This is a genomic window from Streptomyces altiplanensis (assembly GCF_053591575.1).
This window is the reverse complement of the sequence record NZ_JBSFUB010000004.1, coordinates 113,024-131,701: the sequence shown is the minus strand read 5'-3', so window position 1 is coordinate 131,701 and position 18,678 is coordinate 113,024. Positions and strand designations below refer to the sequence as shown.

General features: G+C 72.9%; 17 protein-coding genes. 7 read left to right on the top strand and 10 right to left on the bottom strand.

Annotated features, from left to right (window positions below; all coding sequences use genetic code 11):
• The first annotated feature begins 51 nt into the window (after positions 1 to 51).
• Positions 52 to 2,214 (top strand): OmpL47-type beta-barrel domain-containing protein, encoded by a 2,163-nt coding sequence (locus ACWD0Y_RS03060; protein ID WP_450258773.1) that lies wholly within the window; start codon positions 52 to 54, stop codon positions 2,212 to 2,214.
• A gap of 21 nt (positions 2,215 to 2,235) precedes the next feature.
• Here ACWD0Y_RS03060 and ACWD0Y_RS03055 read toward each other — a convergent pair whose 3' ends face one another.
• Positions 2,236 to 3,372 (bottom strand): ABC transporter permease, encoded by a 1,137-nt coding sequence (locus ACWD0Y_RS03055; protein ID WP_450258737.1) that lies wholly within the window; start codon positions 3,370 to 3,372, stop codon positions 2,236 to 2,238.
• A gap of 305 nt (positions 3,373 to 3,677) precedes the next feature.
• On the bottom strand, positions 3,678 to 5,108 hold the full coding sequence (locus tag ACWD0Y_RS03050; RefSeq protein ID WP_450258736.1) for an FAD-dependent oxidoreductase: 1,431 nt from the start codon (positions 5,106 to 5,108) through the stop codon (positions 3,678 to 3,680).
• 147 nt (positions 5,109 to 5,255) lie between these two features.
• Here ACWD0Y_RS03050 and ACWD0Y_RS03045 point away from each other — a divergent pair, with 147 nt between their 5' ends.
• Positions 5,256 to 7,334 carry a DHA2 family efflux MFS transporter permease subunit gene (locus ACWD0Y_RS03045; RefSeq protein ID WP_450258735.1) on the top strand — a complete coding sequence of 693 codons (2,079 nt, stop codon included), beginning with the start codon at positions 5,256 to 5,258 and terminating at the stop codon, positions 7,332 to 7,334.
• Positions 7,335 to 7,361: 27 nt separating this feature from the next.
• On the opposite strand, the gene ACWD0Y_RS03040 is transcribed toward ACWD0Y_RS03045, so the two are convergent.
• The 3 genes from ACWD0Y_RS03040 to ACWD0Y_RS03030 are packed head-to-tail and all read right to left on the bottom strand — an operon-like array spanning position 7,362 to position 10,218.
• The gene (locus ACWD0Y_RS03040) at positions 7,362 to 8,477 is read right to left on the bottom strand and encodes an HTTM domain-containing protein (RefSeq protein WP_450258734.1); all 1,116 of its coding nucleotides are present in this window, start codon (positions 8,475 to 8,477) and stop codon (positions 7,362 to 7,364) included.
• Positions 8,474 to 9,151 (bottom strand): DUF5819 family protein, encoded by a 678-nt coding sequence (locus ACWD0Y_RS03035; RefSeq protein WP_450258733.1) that lies wholly within the window; start codon positions 9,149 to 9,151, stop codon positions 8,474 to 8,476. Before ACWD0Y_RS03035 ends, ACWD0Y_RS03040 begins: the two co-directional genes overlap by 4 nt.
• A gap of 8 nt (positions 9,152 to 9,159) precedes the next feature.
• Positions 9,160 to 10,218 (bottom strand): PucR family transcriptional regulator, encoded by a 1,059-nt coding sequence (locus tag ACWD0Y_RS03030; RefSeq protein WP_450258732.1) that lies wholly within the window; start codon positions 10,216 to 10,218, stop codon positions 9,160 to 9,162.
• A gap of 197 nt (positions 10,219 to 10,415) precedes the next feature.
• Here ACWD0Y_RS03030 and ACWD0Y_RS03025 point away from each other — a divergent pair, with 197 nt between their 5' ends.
• Complete coding sequence (locus tag ACWD0Y_RS03025; RefSeq protein ID WP_450258731.1) at positions 10,416 to 10,550, top strand: hypothetical protein; 135 nt, start codon at positions 10,416 to 10,418, stop codon at positions 10,548 to 10,550.
• A 4-nt stretch (positions 10,551 to 10,554) separates the two neighbouring features.
• Here ACWD0Y_RS03025 and ACWD0Y_RS03020 read toward each other — a convergent pair whose 3' ends face one another.
• Positions 10,555 to 12,519 carry an NAD-binding protein gene (locus tag ACWD0Y_RS03020; protein WP_450258772.1) on the bottom strand — a complete coding sequence of 655 codons (1,965 nt, stop codon included), beginning with the start codon at positions 12,517 to 12,519 and terminating at the stop codon, positions 10,555 to 10,557.
• A gap of 379 nt (positions 12,520 to 12,898) precedes the next feature.
• Here ACWD0Y_RS03020 and ACWD0Y_RS03015 point away from each other — a divergent pair, with 379 nt between their 5' ends.
• From ACWD0Y_RS03015 to ACWD0Y_RS03000, 4 genes are all read left to right on the top strand, one after another.
• The gene (locus ACWD0Y_RS03015) at positions 12,899 to 13,690 is read left to right on the top strand and encodes a hypothetical protein (protein WP_450258730.1); all 792 of its coding nucleotides are present in this window, start codon (positions 12,899 to 12,901) and stop codon (positions 13,688 to 13,690) included.
• A gap of 46 nt (positions 13,691 to 13,736) precedes the next feature.
• Positions 13,737 to 14,708: a hypothetical protein gene (locus ACWD0Y_RS03010; protein WP_450258729.1), complete on the top strand. Its 972-nt coding sequence runs from the start codon at positions 13,737 to 13,739 to the stop codon at positions 14,706 to 14,708.
• Positions 14,709 to 14,788: 80 nt separating this feature from the next.
• Entirely contained in the window at positions 14,789 to 15,406 is a 618-nt protein-coding gene (locus ACWD0Y_RS03005; RefSeq protein ID WP_450258728.1) for a TOPRIM nucleotidyl transferase/hydrolase domain-containing protein, read from the top strand.
• Between the two features lie 181 nt (positions 15,407 to 15,587).
• The gene (locus ACWD0Y_RS03000; protein ID WP_450258727.1) at positions 15,588 to 16,310 is read left to right on the top strand and encodes a VOC family protein; all 723 of its coding nucleotides are present in this window, start codon (positions 15,588 to 15,590) and stop codon (positions 16,308 to 16,310) included.
• Between the two features lie 184 nt (positions 16,311 to 16,494).
• Here the strand turns inward: ACWD0Y_RS03000 and ACWD0Y_RS02995 are convergent, their stop codons facing one another.
• From ACWD0Y_RS02995 to ACWD0Y_RS02980, 4 genes are all read right to left on the bottom strand, one after another.
• Positions 16,495 to 16,758, bottom strand: a complete 264-nt coding sequence (locus tag ACWD0Y_RS02995) for a hypothetical protein (protein WP_450258726.1) — start codon at positions 16,756 to 16,758, stop codon at positions 16,495 to 16,497.
• A gap of 150 nt (positions 16,759 to 16,908) precedes the next feature.
• Positions 16,909 to 17,685: an endonuclease gene (locus ACWD0Y_RS02990; protein ID WP_450258725.1), complete on the bottom strand. Its 777-nt coding sequence runs from the start codon at positions 17,683 to 17,685 to the stop codon at positions 16,909 to 16,911.
• Positions 17,682 to 18,023 carry a DUF3140 domain-containing protein gene (locus ACWD0Y_RS02985; RefSeq protein WP_450258724.1) on the bottom strand — a complete coding sequence of 114 codons (342 nt, stop codon included), beginning with the start codon at positions 18,021 to 18,023 and terminating at the stop codon, positions 17,682 to 17,684. The genes ACWD0Y_RS02990 and ACWD0Y_RS02985 overlap by 4 nt, the downstream gene beginning before the upstream one ends.
• Before the next feature lie 155 nt (positions 18,024 to 18,178).
• Positions 18,179 to 18,631, bottom strand: coding sequence for a YchJ family protein (locus tag ACWD0Y_RS02980; protein WP_450258723.1), 453 nt, complete (start codon positions 18,629 to 18,631; stop codon positions 18,179 to 18,181).
• Positions 18,632 to 18,678 lie beyond the last annotated feature (47 nt).

Genomic DNA, 18,678 nt, shown 5'->3' with positions numbered 1-18,678 from the left:
CTGAAACGGAGAACTCCCCAGCTGTGGACGGCGCTGGCGGCCGCCCTGCTGATGGTCCTCGGACTGACGTCGACGGCGGCGTACGGGCGCGAGGACGACGGGGCGGGGACAGCGGCCGCCCCCGTCCAGACGCTCACCTGGACCGCCGGCGACCCGATCGACCGCTATCTGACGTTCCCGAAGACGGCGGTGGCGGGCGAGACGACGATCGTCTTCGAGAACAGCGCGGCGACCGGCAACACGACCGGGATGCCGCACACGCTGACGTTCGGCGTGTCCGACCCCGAGTACAACGACGACGTACAGCTGAACATCCTCGCCAACCCCAACGACGACCAGGGCGGCAAGCACACCGCCACCGTCACCCTCACGCCCGGCCGGTACTTCTACCACTGCACCATCCCCGGCCACGGCCCCATGCAGGGCACCCTGACCGTCACCGAGCCGGGCGGCGAGGACACCACCGCGCCGGAGACCTCGGCGAAGGCCGAGGGCGAGAAGAACGCCGACGGCGCGTACATCGGGCACGCCTCGGTGACCGTCGAGGCCACCGACGCGGGCTCGGGCGTCGAGCGGATCGAGTACGCGATCGGGACGGACGGCGCCTGGACCCCGTACACCGCGCCCCTCATGGTCCACGAGGTCGGCACGCACACGGTCCGCTACCGGGCCACCGACAAGGCGGGCAACACCTCCGCCGAGAAGGCCGTCGACTTCACGGTCGTCGCACCGCCGACGGACGACAAGGCCCCGCCGGAGACCTCGGCGACGGTGAGCGGCGAGAAGAACGCCGAGGGCCAGTACCTGGACATGGCGACGGTCACGGTGACCGCCTCCGACACCGGCTCGGGCGTCAACACCATCGAGTACGCGATCGGGGCGACCGGCGCCTGGACGGCGTACGCGGGACCGGTCATGGTCCACGAGGCCGGCACCCACACGGTCCGCTACCGGGCCACCGACCGGGCCGGGAACACCTCCGCCGAGAAGGCCGTCGGCTTCACGGTCGTCGCACCGCCGGCCGGGGACACCACCCCGCCGGAGACCACCGCGACCGTCAGCGGCGACAAGAACGCCGACGGCGCGTACATCACCAGCGCCAAGGTGACGCTGACCGCGACGGACGCGGGCGGCTCGGGCGTCGACAAGGTCGAGTACTCGCTCGACGGCGGCCCGTACCTGGCGTACACCACACCGGTGATCGTCGACCGGGTGGGCCGGCACACCCTCGACCACCGCGCCACCGACAAGGCGGGCAACACCTCAGCCGCCCGGCAGGTGGTGCTCCAGGTCGCGGAGGGCGGCGGCGTCCCCGCGCCGAACTGCCCCGAGCACGACGAGCGGCTGACGGTCATCGTCGGCACGGTCGACACCGGCGTGCCGAACCGCGTCACGAACAGCCGCTGCACCATCAACGAGCTGATCGAGGACGAGCGGGAGTGGACCTCCCAGGCGCTCTTCCTCAAGCACGTCGACAAGGTCCTCGACAAGCTGCTGTACGACGGGGTCGTCGACGACCGCGAGCACCGGAAGATCTACCGCGCGGCCAGGCAGTCCGGGATCGGCAAGCCGGGCCAGACGGCCGGCTACCGCGACCTGTTCGACGGCACGCAGTCCTCCTTCGCCAAGTGGCAGCAGGTGGGCGGCGGTTCGTTCGGCCTGAACGCGGACGGCTCGATGACCAGCTCCACCACGACGCCGGGCATGGGCATGCTGTGGTTCCCGGAGCGCAAGTACGAGGACTTCTCGCTCAAGCTCCAGTGGCGCGACGACGCACCGGGCACGGGCAACGCCAACGCCGGTGTCTTCGTGCGCTTCCCGCAGGTCCACGACCACCCGGAGGAGACGCGCCCGGAGTGGGTCGCCATCAAGTACGGGCACGAGGTGCAGATCCTGGACCGCCCGGACGGCGACATGTACAAGACGGGCTCGGTCTACGGCTTCGACCGCGTGGGCCTGGGCGGCGCGGGCGTCACCCCCAAGGGCACCTGGAACGACTACGAGATCCGGGTGGAGGGCCAGCACTACTCGGTCTTCCGCAACGGTGTCCTGATCAACGAGTTCGACAACAACGGCGGGCAGGACTTCTACCCGCCGCGCGGTGACGACCCGGGGACGGACGGCCGGCGGTACGCCTCCGGCTACATCGGCCTCCAGGTCCACGGGACCACCGATGTGATCTCGTACCGCGACATCCGCGTCAAGCAGCTGTAGCGGGATCCGGTCCGGCCGGTCTCAGGCCCCGGCGGGTGCGGCCGCGTGCGCAGGCGCGCGGCCGCGTCCGCCGGGGTGGCGGTGCCGGTACACCCAGAAGACCGCGCAGGAGACGAGCGCCCAGGCGGCCAGCACCAGGAAGGGGAAGAGGTGCTGGTGGCCCTCGAAGTAGACGGCCGTGTGCTGGGCGTTGACCGAGGCGCCCGGGGGCAGCCACTGGCCGATGTGGCCGAGTACGGACGGCAGCAGCGGCCAGGACACCGCGCCGCCCGACGACGGGTTGCCGAGGAGCACCATCAGGCCCCAGGTGGGGAGCATCGCCCAGCGGCCCATGAGGGTGTTGAACATCGTGAAGACCATGCCCGAGGTGAACATCGTCAGCGCCAGGATCAGCCACGACTCGGTGAACGGCAGGTCGAGCGCGCCGAGCAGCCAGTCCACGACGGCGGCGATGGCGAACGCGCCCAGGAGCGAGTAGGCGACGGTGAAGGCGATCCGTTCGGCGGGGTTGAGCCCGCGGGCGTGGACGCTCAGCTGGATGGCGCCGACGAAGCCGATGATGACGGCGGCGAGCGAGATGTAGAAGAGGGCGAGCCCGCGCGGATCGCCCTCCTGGAGCGGCTTGATGTCCCTGACCACGACCGGAACGCCGGTCCGCGCACCGACCTGCGCGGCGGTCTCGGCGAGCACCTGCGCGACCGAGGCGCCCGACGCGCCCGCCACGTCGAGTTCCACGGCGTCGCCCCTGGCCTGCACGATCGCGAACTCCTCCTGCTCGTTCACGGCCTCGCGCGCCTCGGCGGCGGTGTCGTAAGGGGTCAGGACGAGCGAAGCGTTGAGTGCCTCCTCCATGCCGGCGGCGAACGTCCGGGCGGGCGGCGCCCCGGTGCCGCCGACCACGGCGACGGGGACCCGGCGCGGGGTGGGGTCGGCCATCGTGTACGTGTAGGAGCCGGCGAAGAGCCCGGCCGCGACGGCCAGGATGAACACCAGCACGAGGGCGGGCAGGAACGGCGAGTCCTTGAAGGCCGCCCATTTCTCGGCGGCCGTCGGCGGCCTGCCGTGCGCGCCGTGCGAGGGGCGCTCCTCGCCGGTGTCCTGCGCGTCCTGCGCTCCCTGCGCTCCCTGCGCGTCCTGCGCTCCCGGTCCCTCGGTCATACGGCGCTCACACGTCCTCGTGCTTCGCCCGGCCCGGCGGGTACGGCAGGTCTTCCGGTCCGTGGTCGTGATCGTCCATGTCCGTCACGCTAAGCCGGTCGGACCCGGGCCGCACACCGGACCGGCCCGGGCGCGCCACCGGGGACAGCCCGCGGGACCGGCCCCCGGGCCCGCCGGAGGTGCCGGGCGCGGGACCGTGAGCGCGGGCCCGCCCGCGCGCGGACCGTACGCCCAGTCGGAGGAGCCGGTGGGCCGCGGCCCCGCGGACGTCCTCAGGGCTTGGTGATCGTCAGGGCGCGGTGATCTCAGGGCGCGGTGATCTTCTCCCACTCCCTGCGGTCGGGGCTCACCACGCTCGGTACGTAGTCGGGGTGAGCCGCCAGCCAGGCCGCCACCCGCGCCCTGATCTCCGGGGCCCCGTACGCCTCGGCCGGGAACGCCGCGAGGTGCCGGACCCTGGCGCGCGCCCGCATCACCTCCGGGTCCTCCCGGGCGCACTCGAAGAGCGCCGCCATCTGCCGGGCGGGGCCGGCCGTGAACTCCCTGGCGACGAAGCGTTCGCCGATCGCGCGGTCGGTCACGACCTGGAAGTCGAACCAGGGCCTGAGGGTCCGCAGCGCCCAGGCGTAGTGCTCGGCGACGAAGTCCGGCGAACCCGGGGCGGGGCGCGGGCCCTGGCGCGGCCCCTGGTCCCGGTCCGTCTCGTGGGCGATCCGGCGGGCCGCCCACAGGGCGAGCGACATGCCCTGCCCGATGGTCGGGTTGGTGTGGGTGACGGCATCCCCGACGCCGACCATGCCCGTGACGACGGGCCCCTGCTCGTCGACGAGCGCGCTCCAGCGGTTGTCGAGTGCGGCGGTCGCGAGAACCGGGGAGAGGGGCCGCGCCCCCAGCTCCAGCCACGCCTCCCCCGGCGGGAACGTGCGGGCCGCCGCCTCGAAGACGGCCGGGTCGCGCAGCGCGCCGCGCGTCGGGTCGTCGGTGTGGACGAAGAGCGTGACCGCGAACAGCCCGTTGTCGGCGGGGAAGACGGCGCAGCCGGCGAAGGTTCCGCCGGACACGGTCCAGGGCCGGGCGGGGCCGTCGAGACGCCCGTCCGGCAACCGGTACCAGCGGCAGAAGTACGCGATGCCGGTACGGTGCCGCTCCACCACCGGGGGGCGGCAGCCGGCCCCGGTCAGCCACTCCCCCGACGCGCACCGGCGGCCACCCGCGTCGATCACCAGTTCGGCTTCGTACGCTCCCCGTTCCGTCCGTACGCCGCGGACCCGGGGCGGGGCCGCCGACGGGTCGACGAGGAGCCCGGTGACGGGCTCGCCGTAGCGCAGGGCTGCTCGCGGCTCGGCCCGCAGCGCCTCGGTGAGCGCCGTCTCGACGACGATGCGCCGGGCCTGGACCGTCACCAGGTCCTCGTCGCCCGGCCGGGCCGGGGGCCGTTCCTCGAACCAGTCCAGCTCGTGCCGTTCGCGGGCACCGAGCCGCATGACCGTGGCGTAGACGTCGGGCGCCTCGGCGCGGAGCACGGCGCGGGCGGCGCCGAGCATGAGGTGGGGCTGGGCGGCCTGCGGTACGCCGGGCCGCCGCCGGCCGAAGAAGTCCTCGTCGAGGCTGGAGGCGGAGCCGCCCGGCGCGCGGGGGTCGCGCTCGAAGACCGTCACCCGGTGGCCGCGCCGGGTGGCGAAGAGCGCCGTTGCCAGCCCGCCTATTCCGCCGCCGATCACCGCGAAGTCCGCCATGCCGTCCCCCTCAGCCCACAGTGCCCGTCGCTGGAGTCTGCCCAGTGCGGGGCGGCCCGACCCGGGCGGCGGGCCCCGCGGGGCGGCCGCTACGGCGTACGGACGTCACCGCATGCGCGGCGCCCGCGCCGGTGTGAGGGTGCAAGGGTGACCACCACCCACGAGACCAGCCCGGCCACGGCCCCGACCCCCGCGCGGGCGCCCTCCGCGCCGCCCGTGCTCGACAGACGGCAGCGGAACATCGTCTTCGGGACGATCATGCTCGGCATGCTGCTGGCCGCTCTGGACCAGACGATCGTCGGCACCGCCCTGCCGACGATCGTCTCGGAGCTCGGCGGCGCCGAGCACATGTCGTGGGTGGTCACGGCCTACCTCCTGGCCGAGACCGTCGCCACCGTCCTCGTCGGCAAGTTCGGTGACCTCTTCGGCCGCAAGCTGGTCTTCCAGGTCTCGGCGGTCGTCTTCATCACCGGCTCGTTCCTGTGCGGTCTGTCGGCCAACATGACGCTGCTGATCGCCTGGCGCGCGCTCCAGGGCATCGGCGCAGGCGGCCTGATGGTCACCTCGATGGCGCTGATCGCCGACGTCATCCCGTTGCGCGAGCGCGGCAAGTACCAGGGCGCCATCGGGGCGGTCTTCGGTGTCGCCACCGTGATCGGCCCGCTGCTCGGCGGCCTCTTCACGGACCATCTGACCTGGCGCTGGGCGTTCTACGTCAACGTCCCGCTCGCGATCGCCGTGATCGTCGCCGCAGCCCGCACCATCCCCTCCGTACGCTCCGCGGGCCGCCCCGTCATCGACTACCTCGGCATCGCGCTCGTCACGGTCGGCGCGAGCGCGCTGATCCTGGGGACGAGCTGGGGCGGCAACGAGTACGCCTGGGGCTCGGGCGTCATCATCGGGCTCTTCGCGGGCGGTCTGATCGCGCTCGCGCTGTTCTGTTACGCCGAGACGCGCGCCGTCGAGCCGATGCTCCCGATGCGGCTGTTCTCCAACCCCGTCTTCACCGTCTGCTCGATCCTCAGTTTCGTCGTCGGTTTCGCGATGCTCGGCGCGATGATCTTCCTGCCGACGTACCTCCAGTACGTCGACGGGGACTCCGCGACGGTCTCGGGCGTGCGGACGCTCCCGATGATCGTCGGCCTGCTCATCGCGTCCGTCTTCAGCGGCAGCGTCGTCAGCAGGACGGGCAGGTACCGGATCTTCCCGGTCGTCGGCTCACTGGTGATGGGCGTCGGCCTGTTCCTGCTCTCCCTGATGGGGACGGGGACCAGCGCCTGGCTGGAGTCGCTCTACATGTTCGTGCTCGGCGCCGGCATCGGCCTGTGCATGCAGGTCCTGACGATCGCCGTGCAGAACACCGTGGAGTACGCCGACCTCGGCACGTCCACCTCCGGTGTCACCTTCTTCCGCACGCTCGGCATGTCGTTCGGCACGGCGGTCTTCGGCACCATCTACGCCAACTCGCTGCGCCCCAACCTCGCCTCGGGCATCGCCGAGGCCGCCCGCGGCGGGGCGGACCCCGCGACCCTGACGCAGGTGGCGCAGAGCCCGGAGGGCCTGCACACGCTGCCGCCCGCGCAGGCGGAGCCGATCGTCCAGGCGTACGCGGACTCGCTGCACACGGTGTTCCTGTGGACGGTCCCGGTCGCGGTCGTGGGCTTCCTGGTGTCGCTGTTCCTCAAGCAGGTCAAGCTGCGCGACACCGCCCGCGCGGGCTCGACCGACATGGGCGAGGGGTTCGCGTCCCCCGGCACCGGTGACTCGGCCGGCCTGCTCGAACTGTCCGTCGCGCAGATCCTCCGGACCAAGGGCCCCGACACGGCACGGTGGATCGTCAGCGGCTCCGACACCCGTCTCGACATCGCGGGCGCCTGGGCGGTCATGCAGGTCGCGCTGCTCACCCGCCTCGTCGGACATGCCAGCCTCGGGCTGATCGCCGTCCGCCGCAACGTCCCGCCGGAGGTGCTGCTGCCGGTCTTCGACCGGATGGTGGACGAGGGCTACCTCACCCGCGACGGCAACCTGCTCTCCCACACCCCGGCGGGCGCGCGCGAGGCCGAAGTGATCACCGCGGCGTGGTCGCGGTGGCTCGGCGACCAGCTGGAGATGGACGGCGGGCGGCCGGACAGCGAGGAACTGCGGGCCGCCGTCGACGCGATCGCCAAGCGGCTGCTCGCCGAGGACCTGGCGCAGGGCGAACTCCTGCCGGCCGGCCGCCGCTGAGCGTCACGGGGCCGGCCGGTCACAGGGTCACGCCGATGAACCGGCCTCGGCGTCCACCGCTTCCCGGGGTGGCACAACCGGTGCGTGCGGCGTCTTCTCCGGGGCCGCCCGCGCCGTCCGCACCAGCCGGGCCGCGGCGAGCCAGAAGGTGGTCGGCAGGAACACCAGGTCGCCGACGATCGTGATGGCGGAGAACATCGGCAGGGCCATCAGGACACCGATGCCGACGTGCGTGCCGAGCATGAGGACGAGGATGCAGTACTTGAGCCGCCGGTTGAACACCAGGGCGGGGAACAGCATCTGCGAGAACACGGTGACGTACGCCATGAGCGCCGCGAAGGTGCCGTGGCCCGCGACCCAGGCCGAGAGTTCGGGCCAGGTCGAGAAGTCGTCGTACATCATCGAGTAGTAGAGGGCCGTGCCGTTGCGCCACGACTCGCCCTGGATCTTGTACATGGCCGCGGAACCGTAGATGACCATGACCTGGAGCGCGATCATCGCCATGCCGGCGTTGTGCAGGACGGTGACCAGGCGCCGGCGGAGTTCTTCCGTCTCCGCGCCCCAGAAGACCGGCTTCGGCTTCGGCGGCGTCGCGCTCCCCGCCTCCGCCCCGCGGGCGCGGCGGCGGGCGTCGAGCGACCAGTGACGGCCCGACGCGACGAGGAGCAGGTAGTTGGCGAACAGCAGACTCAGCAGCGCCCAGCCGCTGTTGGCCATGGACCCGCGCAGGTAGAAGGCCACCACGAGGAACCAGAAGACCACGGCCGTGGCGCGGGTGCGCCAGCCGAGCATCAGCAGCGCGCTGGCCACGATCGCGAGCCCGTACCAGGCCCAGAAGACGAGCGCGCTGTCGGTGGCGAGGAGCGAGTACCACCAGGAGAAGGCGCCGTCCAGGCCGCGGGCCTTCAGGGTCTGGTCGAAGAGGTCGGGGGTGAACGGTGAGCCCGGCCCCCAGATGCGGTCGGCGCGCACCGACTCGCGGAGCAGGTGGATCAGGTACAGGCCGCCGAGGCCGATGCGTATCGCGGCCGCGCTGTAGGGGGCGAGCGGTTGGAGGGTCAGCTTCCGGGCCGTGCCCGCGACGCGGCGGCCGAGGCCGCCCGCGGAGTCCAGGCCCAGGGCGAGCGCCGCGCGTACGGTCATGAGCGGACCTTCCAGTATCCGAGGGTCTGATACTGCGGCCGCGTCACGACGGCGCCTGGCCGGGAGCCGGGCGCCGGTATGCGGGTGCTCTTCAGGCGGAGCTGCACGGCCTGTCCCGGTTCTTCCCCCATGTCGTCGAGCCTGACCAGAACCACGTTGAGCAGATAGCGCGCCGAGCGGCCGGTGGCCGCGGTGGCGTTCTCGCGCGCCGCGTTCGTCCGGTACTGCGACACGGCCCGGCGCAGTACGAGCTGGTCCTCGATGCTGGGGAGCAGCTCGCCCCGGTACGCCGCGTTGTCGTGCGCGGTGAGGTCGATCCACCGGCCGAACTTCCCGTCGGTGTTCGCGCGCACCTCGAGGTGCTGGTTGAACTTGGAGGGTTCCGGCGCGAAGATGCTCCAGTCCTGCGGGAAGAACGGCCGCATCCACCCGTTGACCTGTTCCCGGTAGCTCTTGGAGAGCGGGAAGTCCGTGGCGACGTAGAGCAGCAGCATGCTGGAGTGGACCAGGGCCACGAACGCGACGAAAGCGGCGAACCACCGGACGATCGCACGCCGCGGCGCTCCGAGGGGCGTGCCGCTGGGAGCCAGCGGGTCGGGCGGCGGTATGACGGACTCGGCCACGCTTGTTCTCCTCATGGTGCCCTGCATCACGACGGCGCCCAGGGTATCCATCCGCCGCGTCAGATCTCCTTGGCGGGCCATTCCAGCAGCCGTGCGCCGATCACCGCGGTCTGGAGCGTGTAGCGGTGCATCGGGTCGGCCGGGTCGGAGCCGGTGAGCTGGTGGATGCGCTGCAGCCGGTAGGTCAGCGCCCGTACGCTCAGGCTGAGCCGCCGGGCGGCCTCCGCCGACACACAGCCGGCATCGAAGTACACGCTCAGCGTCTCCAGCAGAGGCTCGGCGCCGCCGCGGGCCTGTCTGAGCGGGCCCAGCGCGCTGAGCACCAGGTCGGCCATCGCCTGGCGGTCGCGGGTGAGGACGGGGAAGACCAGCAGTTCGGCGGCGTGCAGCACGGGAGCGTCGAGTGCCATGCGGTCGGCCAGTTCGAGGGCGCTGAGGGCTTCTTCGTACGAGTGGACCACGCCGCCCGCGCCCGGGTGCACGCGGCCGATCGCCACGCGGCCGCCGTCCGTGGCGGCGTGCGCCTGCTTGGCGAAGTAAGTGAGCACCTCGGTCTGGTCCCCGGGTACGATGCAGATCAGCCGGCCGTCCTTGGTGGCGAGCAGGATGCGGCGGTCGCCGAAGCGGCCGATGAGCTCGTGGTCCACCCGGCGGGTGACGTGGTCGGTGTCCTCGTACGTCTCGGCGCCCTCGGCCACCGCGACGGCGTGGGCCTGGGAGAGCCGCAGGCCGAAGCGCTCGGCGCGGGCGGCGAGCCGGCCCAGGTCGCTGCGTCCGTGGAGGAGGTCGTCGATGAACTCGCGCCGGGCCGCCTCCTCCTGGCGTACGGCCAGCCGCTGGGCCCGCTCGTACCCCTCGGCGAAGGCGTCGACGGCCTGTTCCACGGCAGCCAGGACCCGGTCCGGCGCCGCGGACGCGCCGGGCCAGGCGGCGCGGGTGGCCGCCAGGTGGAGGCCGACGAGGGCGCGCAGGCCGTGCCCCGCCTCGGCCGCCTGTTCTCCGAGCGCGCGGCGCGAGTCCAGTTCGTCCCGCGTGAGACGGCGTCCGGTGGCGGAGACTTCCACCAGGATCCGGGCATAGCCGTCCAGATAGTCCTCGGACATCTCGCGCTCTGTCACGCACTTCCCCGGATTCCCGACGCTTCCTGACGCGCCGTCGACGACTCCTTGACGTGGCCCTCGGGCATGGACAGAGCATAAAGATTTCCGGAACACGGCAATACACCGGGAGTTGCCCGCCTGGAACGACGGGCGGGCCCGGAGCTGCCGTACAGGGGCCGGCAGCTCCGGGACGTCAGGTCGTATGCTGGGCTGCCATGGGAGACGACGCTCCGCACGGAGCCGGCACATGGCGCCAGGGACGCAACCCGCGGCGACGGAGGATCGGGGTGCTCGGCTGGGCGCTGCTGGTCCTGCTCGTCGTCGCGCTGTTCGTCCTGGGGCCGCGCTGACGCCTCAGCCCGCCGGCGCGTCGGTGCGCGACGCGGGTGTACGGCCGAGGAGTTCGGCGAGGCCGCGGCGGGTGGCCGCGAGGACCACGCGGTCGTCGGAGCGCAGTACGTAGCCGGGGTGCAGGTCCCAGACCAGGCGGGGCGGGCGCCCCGCGCCCCTGCCGCGGCCGGCGCCGTCGTCGTCGGCCCGGGTCGCGCTCAGGTCGCTGCGGCGGTCCTCGGTGGCGGTGTCCAGGGCGAGGAGGCGCCACGCGCCGGAGCTGAATGCCTCGGCGACGGTACGCCCTTCGAGCTGCGGCAGGCCCGCCACCTGGACGGCGGCGAAGAGCAGCACCGTGCGCTCGACCGGTATGGCGCCCAGGATCTGCCGTCCCATCATCGCCCCGGCGAAGGCGGGCGCGGCGAGGTGGGAGACGCTGCGGCTGCGGGTCAGGGCGCGGGGGTGGGCGGCGCGCAGGGTGCGGTAGACGGCGGTCGCGAAGTCGTCGTCGTACAGGCGCAGGGCCACACGCAGGTCCGGCTTGATCGAGCGGCCGTACAGGGCGGCTTCGAGGTTGGTGGTGTCGGCGCTGGTGAGGGCGAGCATGGAGTGCGCGCGGTGGATCTTGGCGGCTTCGAGTACGCCCTCCTGTGTCACGTCGCCGATCACGGTCGGTACGCGCAGGCGGCGGGCGAGCGGGATGCCGCGCGCCTCGGGGTCCTCCTCCACGCACACCACGGGGATGTCGAGTTCGCGCAGCCGGGCCAGTACGCGTGTGCCGATCTTGCCGAGGCCGAGCAGCACGACGTGGCCGGAGAGGCCGCGCGGCGGGCGGCGCAGTCCGGAGGCGCTGCGCAGGGCGCCGAGGGCCTGGAGCACGGCGGCGACGAGTACGGGGAGCAGCAGCATCCCGGCGAGTCCCGCGAGGAGTTGGAGGATCTGACGCTCGACCGGCGCGTCGACCGCGGGGTCGTTGATCGCGAAGAGGTCGAGCAGGGTGACGTAGGCGGCGTGCAGCGGGGGTTCGTCGGTGGTGACCCAGGTCGTGACCGCGAGGCCGAGCACGGCGGTCGCGATGCCGGCGATCGCCCACCGCAGGCGGCGGGAGAAGAGTTCGGCGAGCGGCAGGCCGCGGCCCGCGAGCCGGCCGGGCGGCGGCGCCGTACCCGTGTGGGAGATCGCTTCGAGCACGATGGTGCCCCGGCCGGTGGCTTCGGCGACGCTGCGGTCGTCGGGCAGCAGGCGCGGCGCTTCCGCGCCGCCGCGGTCCGAACCCTCGGCGCCGGCCGGGTTGCTGGTGGTGGAGGAGAGCAGCGCGAGCGTGCAGAGTCCGGGGCCGGCGACCTCGCCGTCGGCGGGCGGGGTGCGTTCGACGGCGCGCAGCAGCAGCCCGTCGGCCTGGACGACCTTGCTGGTGCCCGCGACGGCGGTGGCGGCCAGGGCGGGAGCGGCGGTGTCGGCGTCCGAGAGCACGGTGGTCGCCGCGTCCAGGACGGCGGGGTCGAGTCCGGGCGAGGCGAGGGCGGCGGCCTGGTCGAGGAGCTCTTCGAGGTGGAGGCCGAGCTTGCGGTTGTAGAGGCGGATGACCAGCCGCAGACGGGGGTTGAGCCGCCGGGCGGTCAGCGCGGCGCGGATGTTGGTCTCGTCGTCGTCGTGGACGAGGGCGAGCGCGGCGGCCCGTTCCACGCCCGCCTCGGTCAGGGCGAGGTCGTCGAGTTCCCAGGCCTCCACGACGCGCACGGTGTCGGAGGGCCGGCCGTCGGCGCCCGGGGCGGGGGTGCCCGCGGGTGTGGCGGCGGTGCGGTTCATGACGGCGGACACCCGCCCGAAGAGCGCGGACGCCCGGCCGGGGCCACGGCCCGCGAGGGGCTCGGGAGGGCGGCGCGATTCGTGGGCGGGCGGCACGACGAGGGTCACCTCCTCCCCGTACACCTCGCGCAGTTCGGCGGCCAGCCGGTGGGCGAGTGCGTCGTCGCCACTGACGATCATGTGGTGCTCGCGGGGGCCGTGCCGACCCTGGTGGGGAAGTGAGGTCACGCCCTTAGGGTGCCTTGCCGGCTCCGGCCTCGGCGTCCGGCCTCAGGAGGACGCGGCGGAGACTCCGTGGGACGGCGCCCGGCCCACGCACGCGTCACGCATCTCCGGCGGGGCCGGACCGCCGTTCGGGCGTCGGGCCCGGGCGCCCTGCCGCGCGAGGGGCGCCGCCCTCCGTCCGGCCGGCCCTGAGAGGCGGCGCCCCTGATCATCTAAAGTGCGTGCGGCGGGCACAGGCCCGTCGCACACACATTCAGCATTTCAGGGGTGGGGATTGAACACTTCGGTATCCGCCGTTTCTTCGGAGCGGCACAGATCTTCGGCTCTGCGGCGCGTGGCCGCCGTCGCGACGGCCGGGGGCATGGCGCTCGCGGGCGTGGGGCTCACGGCGCCGGCCGCGCACGCGGCCGACAGTGACATCACGTTCTCGAACGTCGTGTTCAACAACGGCAATCCCATCGTCGTCGGCATCAGCGCCGAGGTCGAGGCTCCGTTGACGTACACGGTGAAGAGCAAGGTGGCGCTGGACAGCTGGTGGGTCGACGCGTACCGGGGCACCTACGGGACCAACGAGTACAAGCTCTCGGGCATCACGACCCGGTGGGGCTGCCGCCAGTCCTCCGCGGGCGGCTACACGTTCCGCGACTGCAACGAGACCATCACCGTGGACCCCGACAACATGCCGGGCGGAAACGGCAACAAGCTCGTCAACAGCGATGCCACCGCCTGGAAGACCCACGGCACGGCCATCAAGCCGGGCGGCGGTTTCGACCACGACCTGCTCTCCGCGACGGTCCGCCTCCAGCGCGCCTCGCGCATCGTGAACATGAACGCCTCTCCGGAGCCCGTCACCAAGGGCAAGCCGATCACCGTCACCGGCACCGTGCAGCGCGCCAACTGGAGCCTGCACCGCTACGACAACTACGGCGGCCGACTGGTGAAGCTGCAGTTCAAGCCCGCGGGATCCAGCACGTACACCACGGTCAAGGAGGTCACCGCGAGCAGTACCGGTTACCTGAAGACCACGGTGACCGCCTCCCAGGACGGCGCGTGGCGCTGGCGCTACAGCGGCAACACCACGTCGGGTCCCAGCAACTCCTCCGGTGACTACGTAGACGTGAACTAAGAGGCCGCTTCTACCACCCATACCGTGTTTTCTGCGTGTTTTTGTGATGCAGGTCCGCGGTGCGGGCGGGGCTGAGACAACGAGTACGGAGGCCGAGCGTGCCGACCGGAGCACCCCGGCCGGCACGCTCGGCCTCCTGCTCCCCGTCCTGGCCGCCGCAGCCGGTGTCCAGGACGGGGAATCGGTGAGCGCGGTGAACGGACGGCGAGTGGTGACGGCGCTGGCGGTGGCCCTGGTGGTGTTCACGGGACCGGCGGGCTGCGGAAACGGCGCGAGCCGGGCGGGTGGGAGCGAGGCGTCCCCGGCCGCGTCCCCCCGCCCCTCGCCCTCTCGTGCGCAGGAGAGCCCCCTCCCTGAAATCGTGCGGCCCGCCGGTCCGGCGGCCGCGCCCGGCCGCGACACCGTCGCGCATCCCCGACGGGTGTTCACGGGCTCCGAGTTGAAGAAGGCGCTCCTGCCCGACTCCGCGTTCGGCCGGCGCCTGGAGCGCGGCGACGCGTACGCGACGGCGTTCGAGAGCACCCGCGAGCAGCGGAGGGGGCGTTGGCAGTACTGTCTCCGCGGCGACGAGGACCCGGCCTGGCTGGGCCCGGCCACCCACCGCGGCACGGAGACGGTGGCCCACACACTGCGTGTGACCGGCGACGAGGGGGAAGCGGTGGCCGTACAGCGGCTCGTGTCGCTGTCCGTGGCCTCGGCCCGCGACCACCTGCGCGTGGAGCGGGACATCATGCGGCACTGCCCGTCCTTCTCCTCCGGTATGGAGGCGGGCACGGCTCGTGAGGACTACTCCGTGGAGCCGCTGGAGGGGCTTGGCGACGAGGCGTTCCTGGAGATCCGCGCAGTGAGGTACGAGGGCGACGTCCGCATCGAGTACGCCGCTCACATCCGGGTTGGCGGCGTCCTCGTCTCCGTCAGGGGCGTCGAGGGTGCGGCGGGCCGCGACGACACCGTCCGGTGGGCCGCACAGCTCGCCCGGAAGGCGGGCAGCGCCTTGTACGGCGCCGGCCGGGGATGACCGCGTACGCGCCGGCCGTGCGGAGCGGGGCCGTCGGATAATTCCGTGCCATGCCGTCGGTGGAGGTGCAGACTCGCCCCATGGCGGACATGCGGGCGTTCCTGGACGAGGTGAATGGCTGGGCGGCCGGTGGTCCCGGCGGGCCGGCGAGTGATCTGGCCGTGCGGCTGGGGGTGCGGACAGCGGTGCTGCTGGAAGGTCCGAGCGACCTCGCCGCCGTCGAGGCGCTGGCCGCACGGCGTGGCCGGGACCTGGCCGCCGAGGGGGTGTGCGTCGTGTCGATGGGCGGGGCGATGAGCGTCGGCCGCTACACCGAGCTCCTCGGACCGCCCGGCCTCGGACTGCGCCTGGCAGGGCTGTGCGACGAGGGCGAGCAGCGCTTCTACGACCGCGGCCTGGAGCGGGCACGGGCGTCGCGCCGGGACTTCTTCGTGTGCGTGACGGACCTGGAGGACGAGCTCATCCGCGCGCTGGGCACAGCAAGGGTGGAGGAGATCGTCCGGGCCGAGGGCGACCTCCGTGCCTGGCAGACCTTCCTGCACCAGCCCGCACACCACGGCCGGCCCCGGCAGCAGCAGTTGCGGCGTTTCCTCGGCACGAAGAAGGGCCGCAAGATCCGCTACGGCCGCCTCCTCGTCGAGGCCCTCGGCCCCGGGCAGACACCGGCCCCGCTCGACGGCCTCCTCACGAGCCTGTGACGTGGTGGACGAGGAGGGTGTGGTGACGGCAGTGGCTGAGCGCGGGTCGTCAATGGGTTGACCGGATGGCGCCGTCTGGGCAGGATCCAGCTCTGACCTGGACGAAAGCCTTCCTGCTGGTGGAGCGCCCTGCCCGATCGGCGGACGGGGCGGCGGACCGGCGGATCGGAGATGCCGGAAAATGACTTCTCACCTGCACGCGCTCTGCTTCGACGCGGACGACCCGCTCCGTCTCGCGCGCTTCTGGGCCGGCGTCCTGGGCTGGGAGACGGCCGGCGACTCCTACGACGGCGTCACGCTCCTGCCGGGCGACGACACCGGGTTCCGCATCCGGTTTCTTCCGGCCCGGGAGCGGAAGGCGGGCCGGAACCAGATGCACTTCGATCTGACGAGCACGTCCCTCGACGACCAGCAGCAGGTGGTGGCGAGGTCGCTCGGACTCGGCGCCCGGCACATCGACATCGGTCAACGCCCGGAGGAGGGGCATGTGGTGCTGGCCGACCCCGAAGGCAATGAGTTCTGCGTCATCGAGCCGGACAACGCCTTCCTGGCCGACTGCGGATTCATCGGAGCGCTCGCGTGCGACGGCTCGCAGGACGTCGGGTACTTCTGGAGCCGGGCGCTGGGCTGGCCGCTGGTGTGGGACCAGGACCAGGAGACCGCGATCCGCTCACCGCACGGCGGTCCGAAGATCACCTGGGGCGGTCCGCCACTGATGCCGAAGACCGGGAGGAACCGGCTGCGTTTCGACCTCGCTCCCCCTGCCCACGGTGATCAGCAGGCGGAGGCCGACCGTCTCGTCTCCCTCGGGGCGACTCGGACCGGCACCGGCCGGGACGGGACCGGCCGGGTGGTGATGGCCGATCCCGACGGCCACGAGTTCTGTGTACTGACCCCCCGGTGACGCGAGCGGTCCGGAGGCGAGGACCCTCCTCACGACAGGGCGGGCCGTGGCCGTTCGGCTCACCCGCGTTGCTGAAAACGCGAGGCGCCGGGCCCGGGCGCCGAACCCCGGAAGGGCCACGAAGGACCCGCCGCCGCCCGGCATCCGCCACGACGGGACCGTAGAGATCATTTGACGGCAGGCCCTAGGGGCCGCCCCGCTTCTTCTGCTCCCGTACGGCGTCGCGGTCTCCCGCCGCGCTGCCCGTCGGCGGATCGACCTCCACCGGGGGGTGCCACGGCCCGCGCTCGACCCGCTCCCCGGGCTGGATGCCCTCGACGGGGCCCTCGGCGATCTCGGGCTGCTGCACGTCGCTGCCCGCGACGGCGTCCGTGTCGCCCTTGCCGGTCCGGGGCCGCGGTCCGCGCCGTTCCTCGCGGGCGTCGTCGTCGCGTTCCTGGCGTCTCATCGCTGCGCTCCTCTCCTGCGGCTTTGCCCGTGCGGACCGGCCTGGAGGTTCTCGTCGGCGTGCCGGTCGGGTACGCCGCCGTCCTCGGCCGCCTTCCGTGGCCGGGCCCGCCGGGTGACGTACTTCCCGCTGCCTGGCCGGGGCCCGTACTCACCTCTCCCGTCGGTCCCCGGACTCGTCCCGTACCCCACGCGCCCCGGCCGTAACAGCGCGCCCGCTGCGGGCTCGGCCGGCGCGCCCCTCCCCCGGGCCGTCCCGCAGTCCGTCCCGCAGCGTGTCCGCGCCGCGCCGGTCGAGTGAGACCCGTACCAGCGCCGCCGCCAGCGGGGCGTGCTCTCCCTCGCCGACGAGCCGGGACAGCTCGGCCGGGTCGGCCGGGAGACCGAGGCGTTCCGCGCCCTGGAGGGCCTTCCCGTCCAGGTACGGCGCGACCTGGGGCCACACCGCCTGCGCTTCGCGCAGAAAGATGTCCGCGCCGGCGGGCCCAATCCCCGGCACCTCCCGCAGCAGGCTCCGCAACGCCTCCGTGTCGCCGCCGGCGGCCTCGCGCATGCGGCGCAGGTCGCCGCCGTATTTGTCGAGCACCAGCCGCGCCCCTTCACCGAGCTGGGTGGCGGTCCGTTCGTCGTAGCGGCGGTAGCCGCCCGCGCCGAGGGCGTCGACGCGCTGCTGCCACGTGGCGGTCTCCATGCGGCGCGCGTCGCGCAGCCCCGCGTCGTGGAGCGCGCGGGCGGCCGCCACGGCGGTGGAGGCCCGGATCCGGGCGCTCAGCAGGCAGGACAGGACGAGGAGGCGGTAGAGCGGCTGCGGGGTGTCGCGCAGCCGGATGCCCGCCTCGGCGGCGTACGTCCGTCCGTACGCGTCGAGGAGTGTCCGCACCGTGCGCTCGTCCTGGGAACGGTCGCGGGTCCGGGCTCCGGAGGTCATGCCGGCTTGAGCGGGTCGTGTCCCAGCCGCATCAGCCGGTACCGCCAGGTCTGATCACCGGCCGTCGGCTCCAGGTCCTCGCGCCGCTGCGCGGTGACGGTGTCCACCACCTGCCGCATGACCGCGATGTCGCCGTCGGTCAGGTCCGTGCGCCGCTTGCTCAGGATCGAGAGCACGTGCCGTCCCGCCTCGGTCCCGGCGTGCTCGGGCAGCGGCTCGGCGTCCTCGTCCGCGTCGCTGGTCCGGAGCCAGGTGGCCAGTTCCTGTGACGTCATGTTCACCACACGGTGGAATTCGTCCCAGAGCGTTTCGAGTTCCGGGCCGGTGAGGTCGTCCATGGTGTGCCTTCCGGGCGGTTCGGGGGCGGTTGCCGTGTACGTCGGATGTGGATCGGGCGGCATGATCCGGACCGCCGCGATCCCGTCCGCAGTACCCCGCCCGCCACGGCACGAAACAGCACGTGAGAGGAGGAACCGGGCACCTCGGCGTGGTCTCAGCGCGTGAAGACCGCGTCCAGGTAGACCCACGCGCCCTCGTGGCGGGCGAAGCGGCTCTGCTCGTGAAGGCCGCCCGGCTCGCCCTGGTGGATGTAGTGGGCGCGGAAGGTGACCGTTCCCGTGGTGTGGAAGGCGCTGCCTTCCGTGGTCGCCAGGATGTCCAGGCCCTGCCAGCGCATGTCCGCGTCGAGGTCGAGGGTCCGCGGCCTGGTGCCGGGATGCCACGAGCGCAGCAGGTACGCCGCGTCCTGGACGGCGAAGGCGCTGTAGCGGGAGCGCATGAGGAGCTCGGCGGTGGGCGCGGCGGCCGCGGCGGAGTGGAAGCGTCCGCAGCACGCGCCGTAGGCGGCGGGGAGGCCGCAGGGGCAGGGCGATGCGGCGGAGAGGGGCGCGGGGAGGGACCGGCTCCGGGGATGGCGGCTCATGGCGCGTGAACTGCGTCGGGACATGTCCCCATTGTGCCCGCGCCCGGCGGGGCCCTTCCGCGCCGCTGATG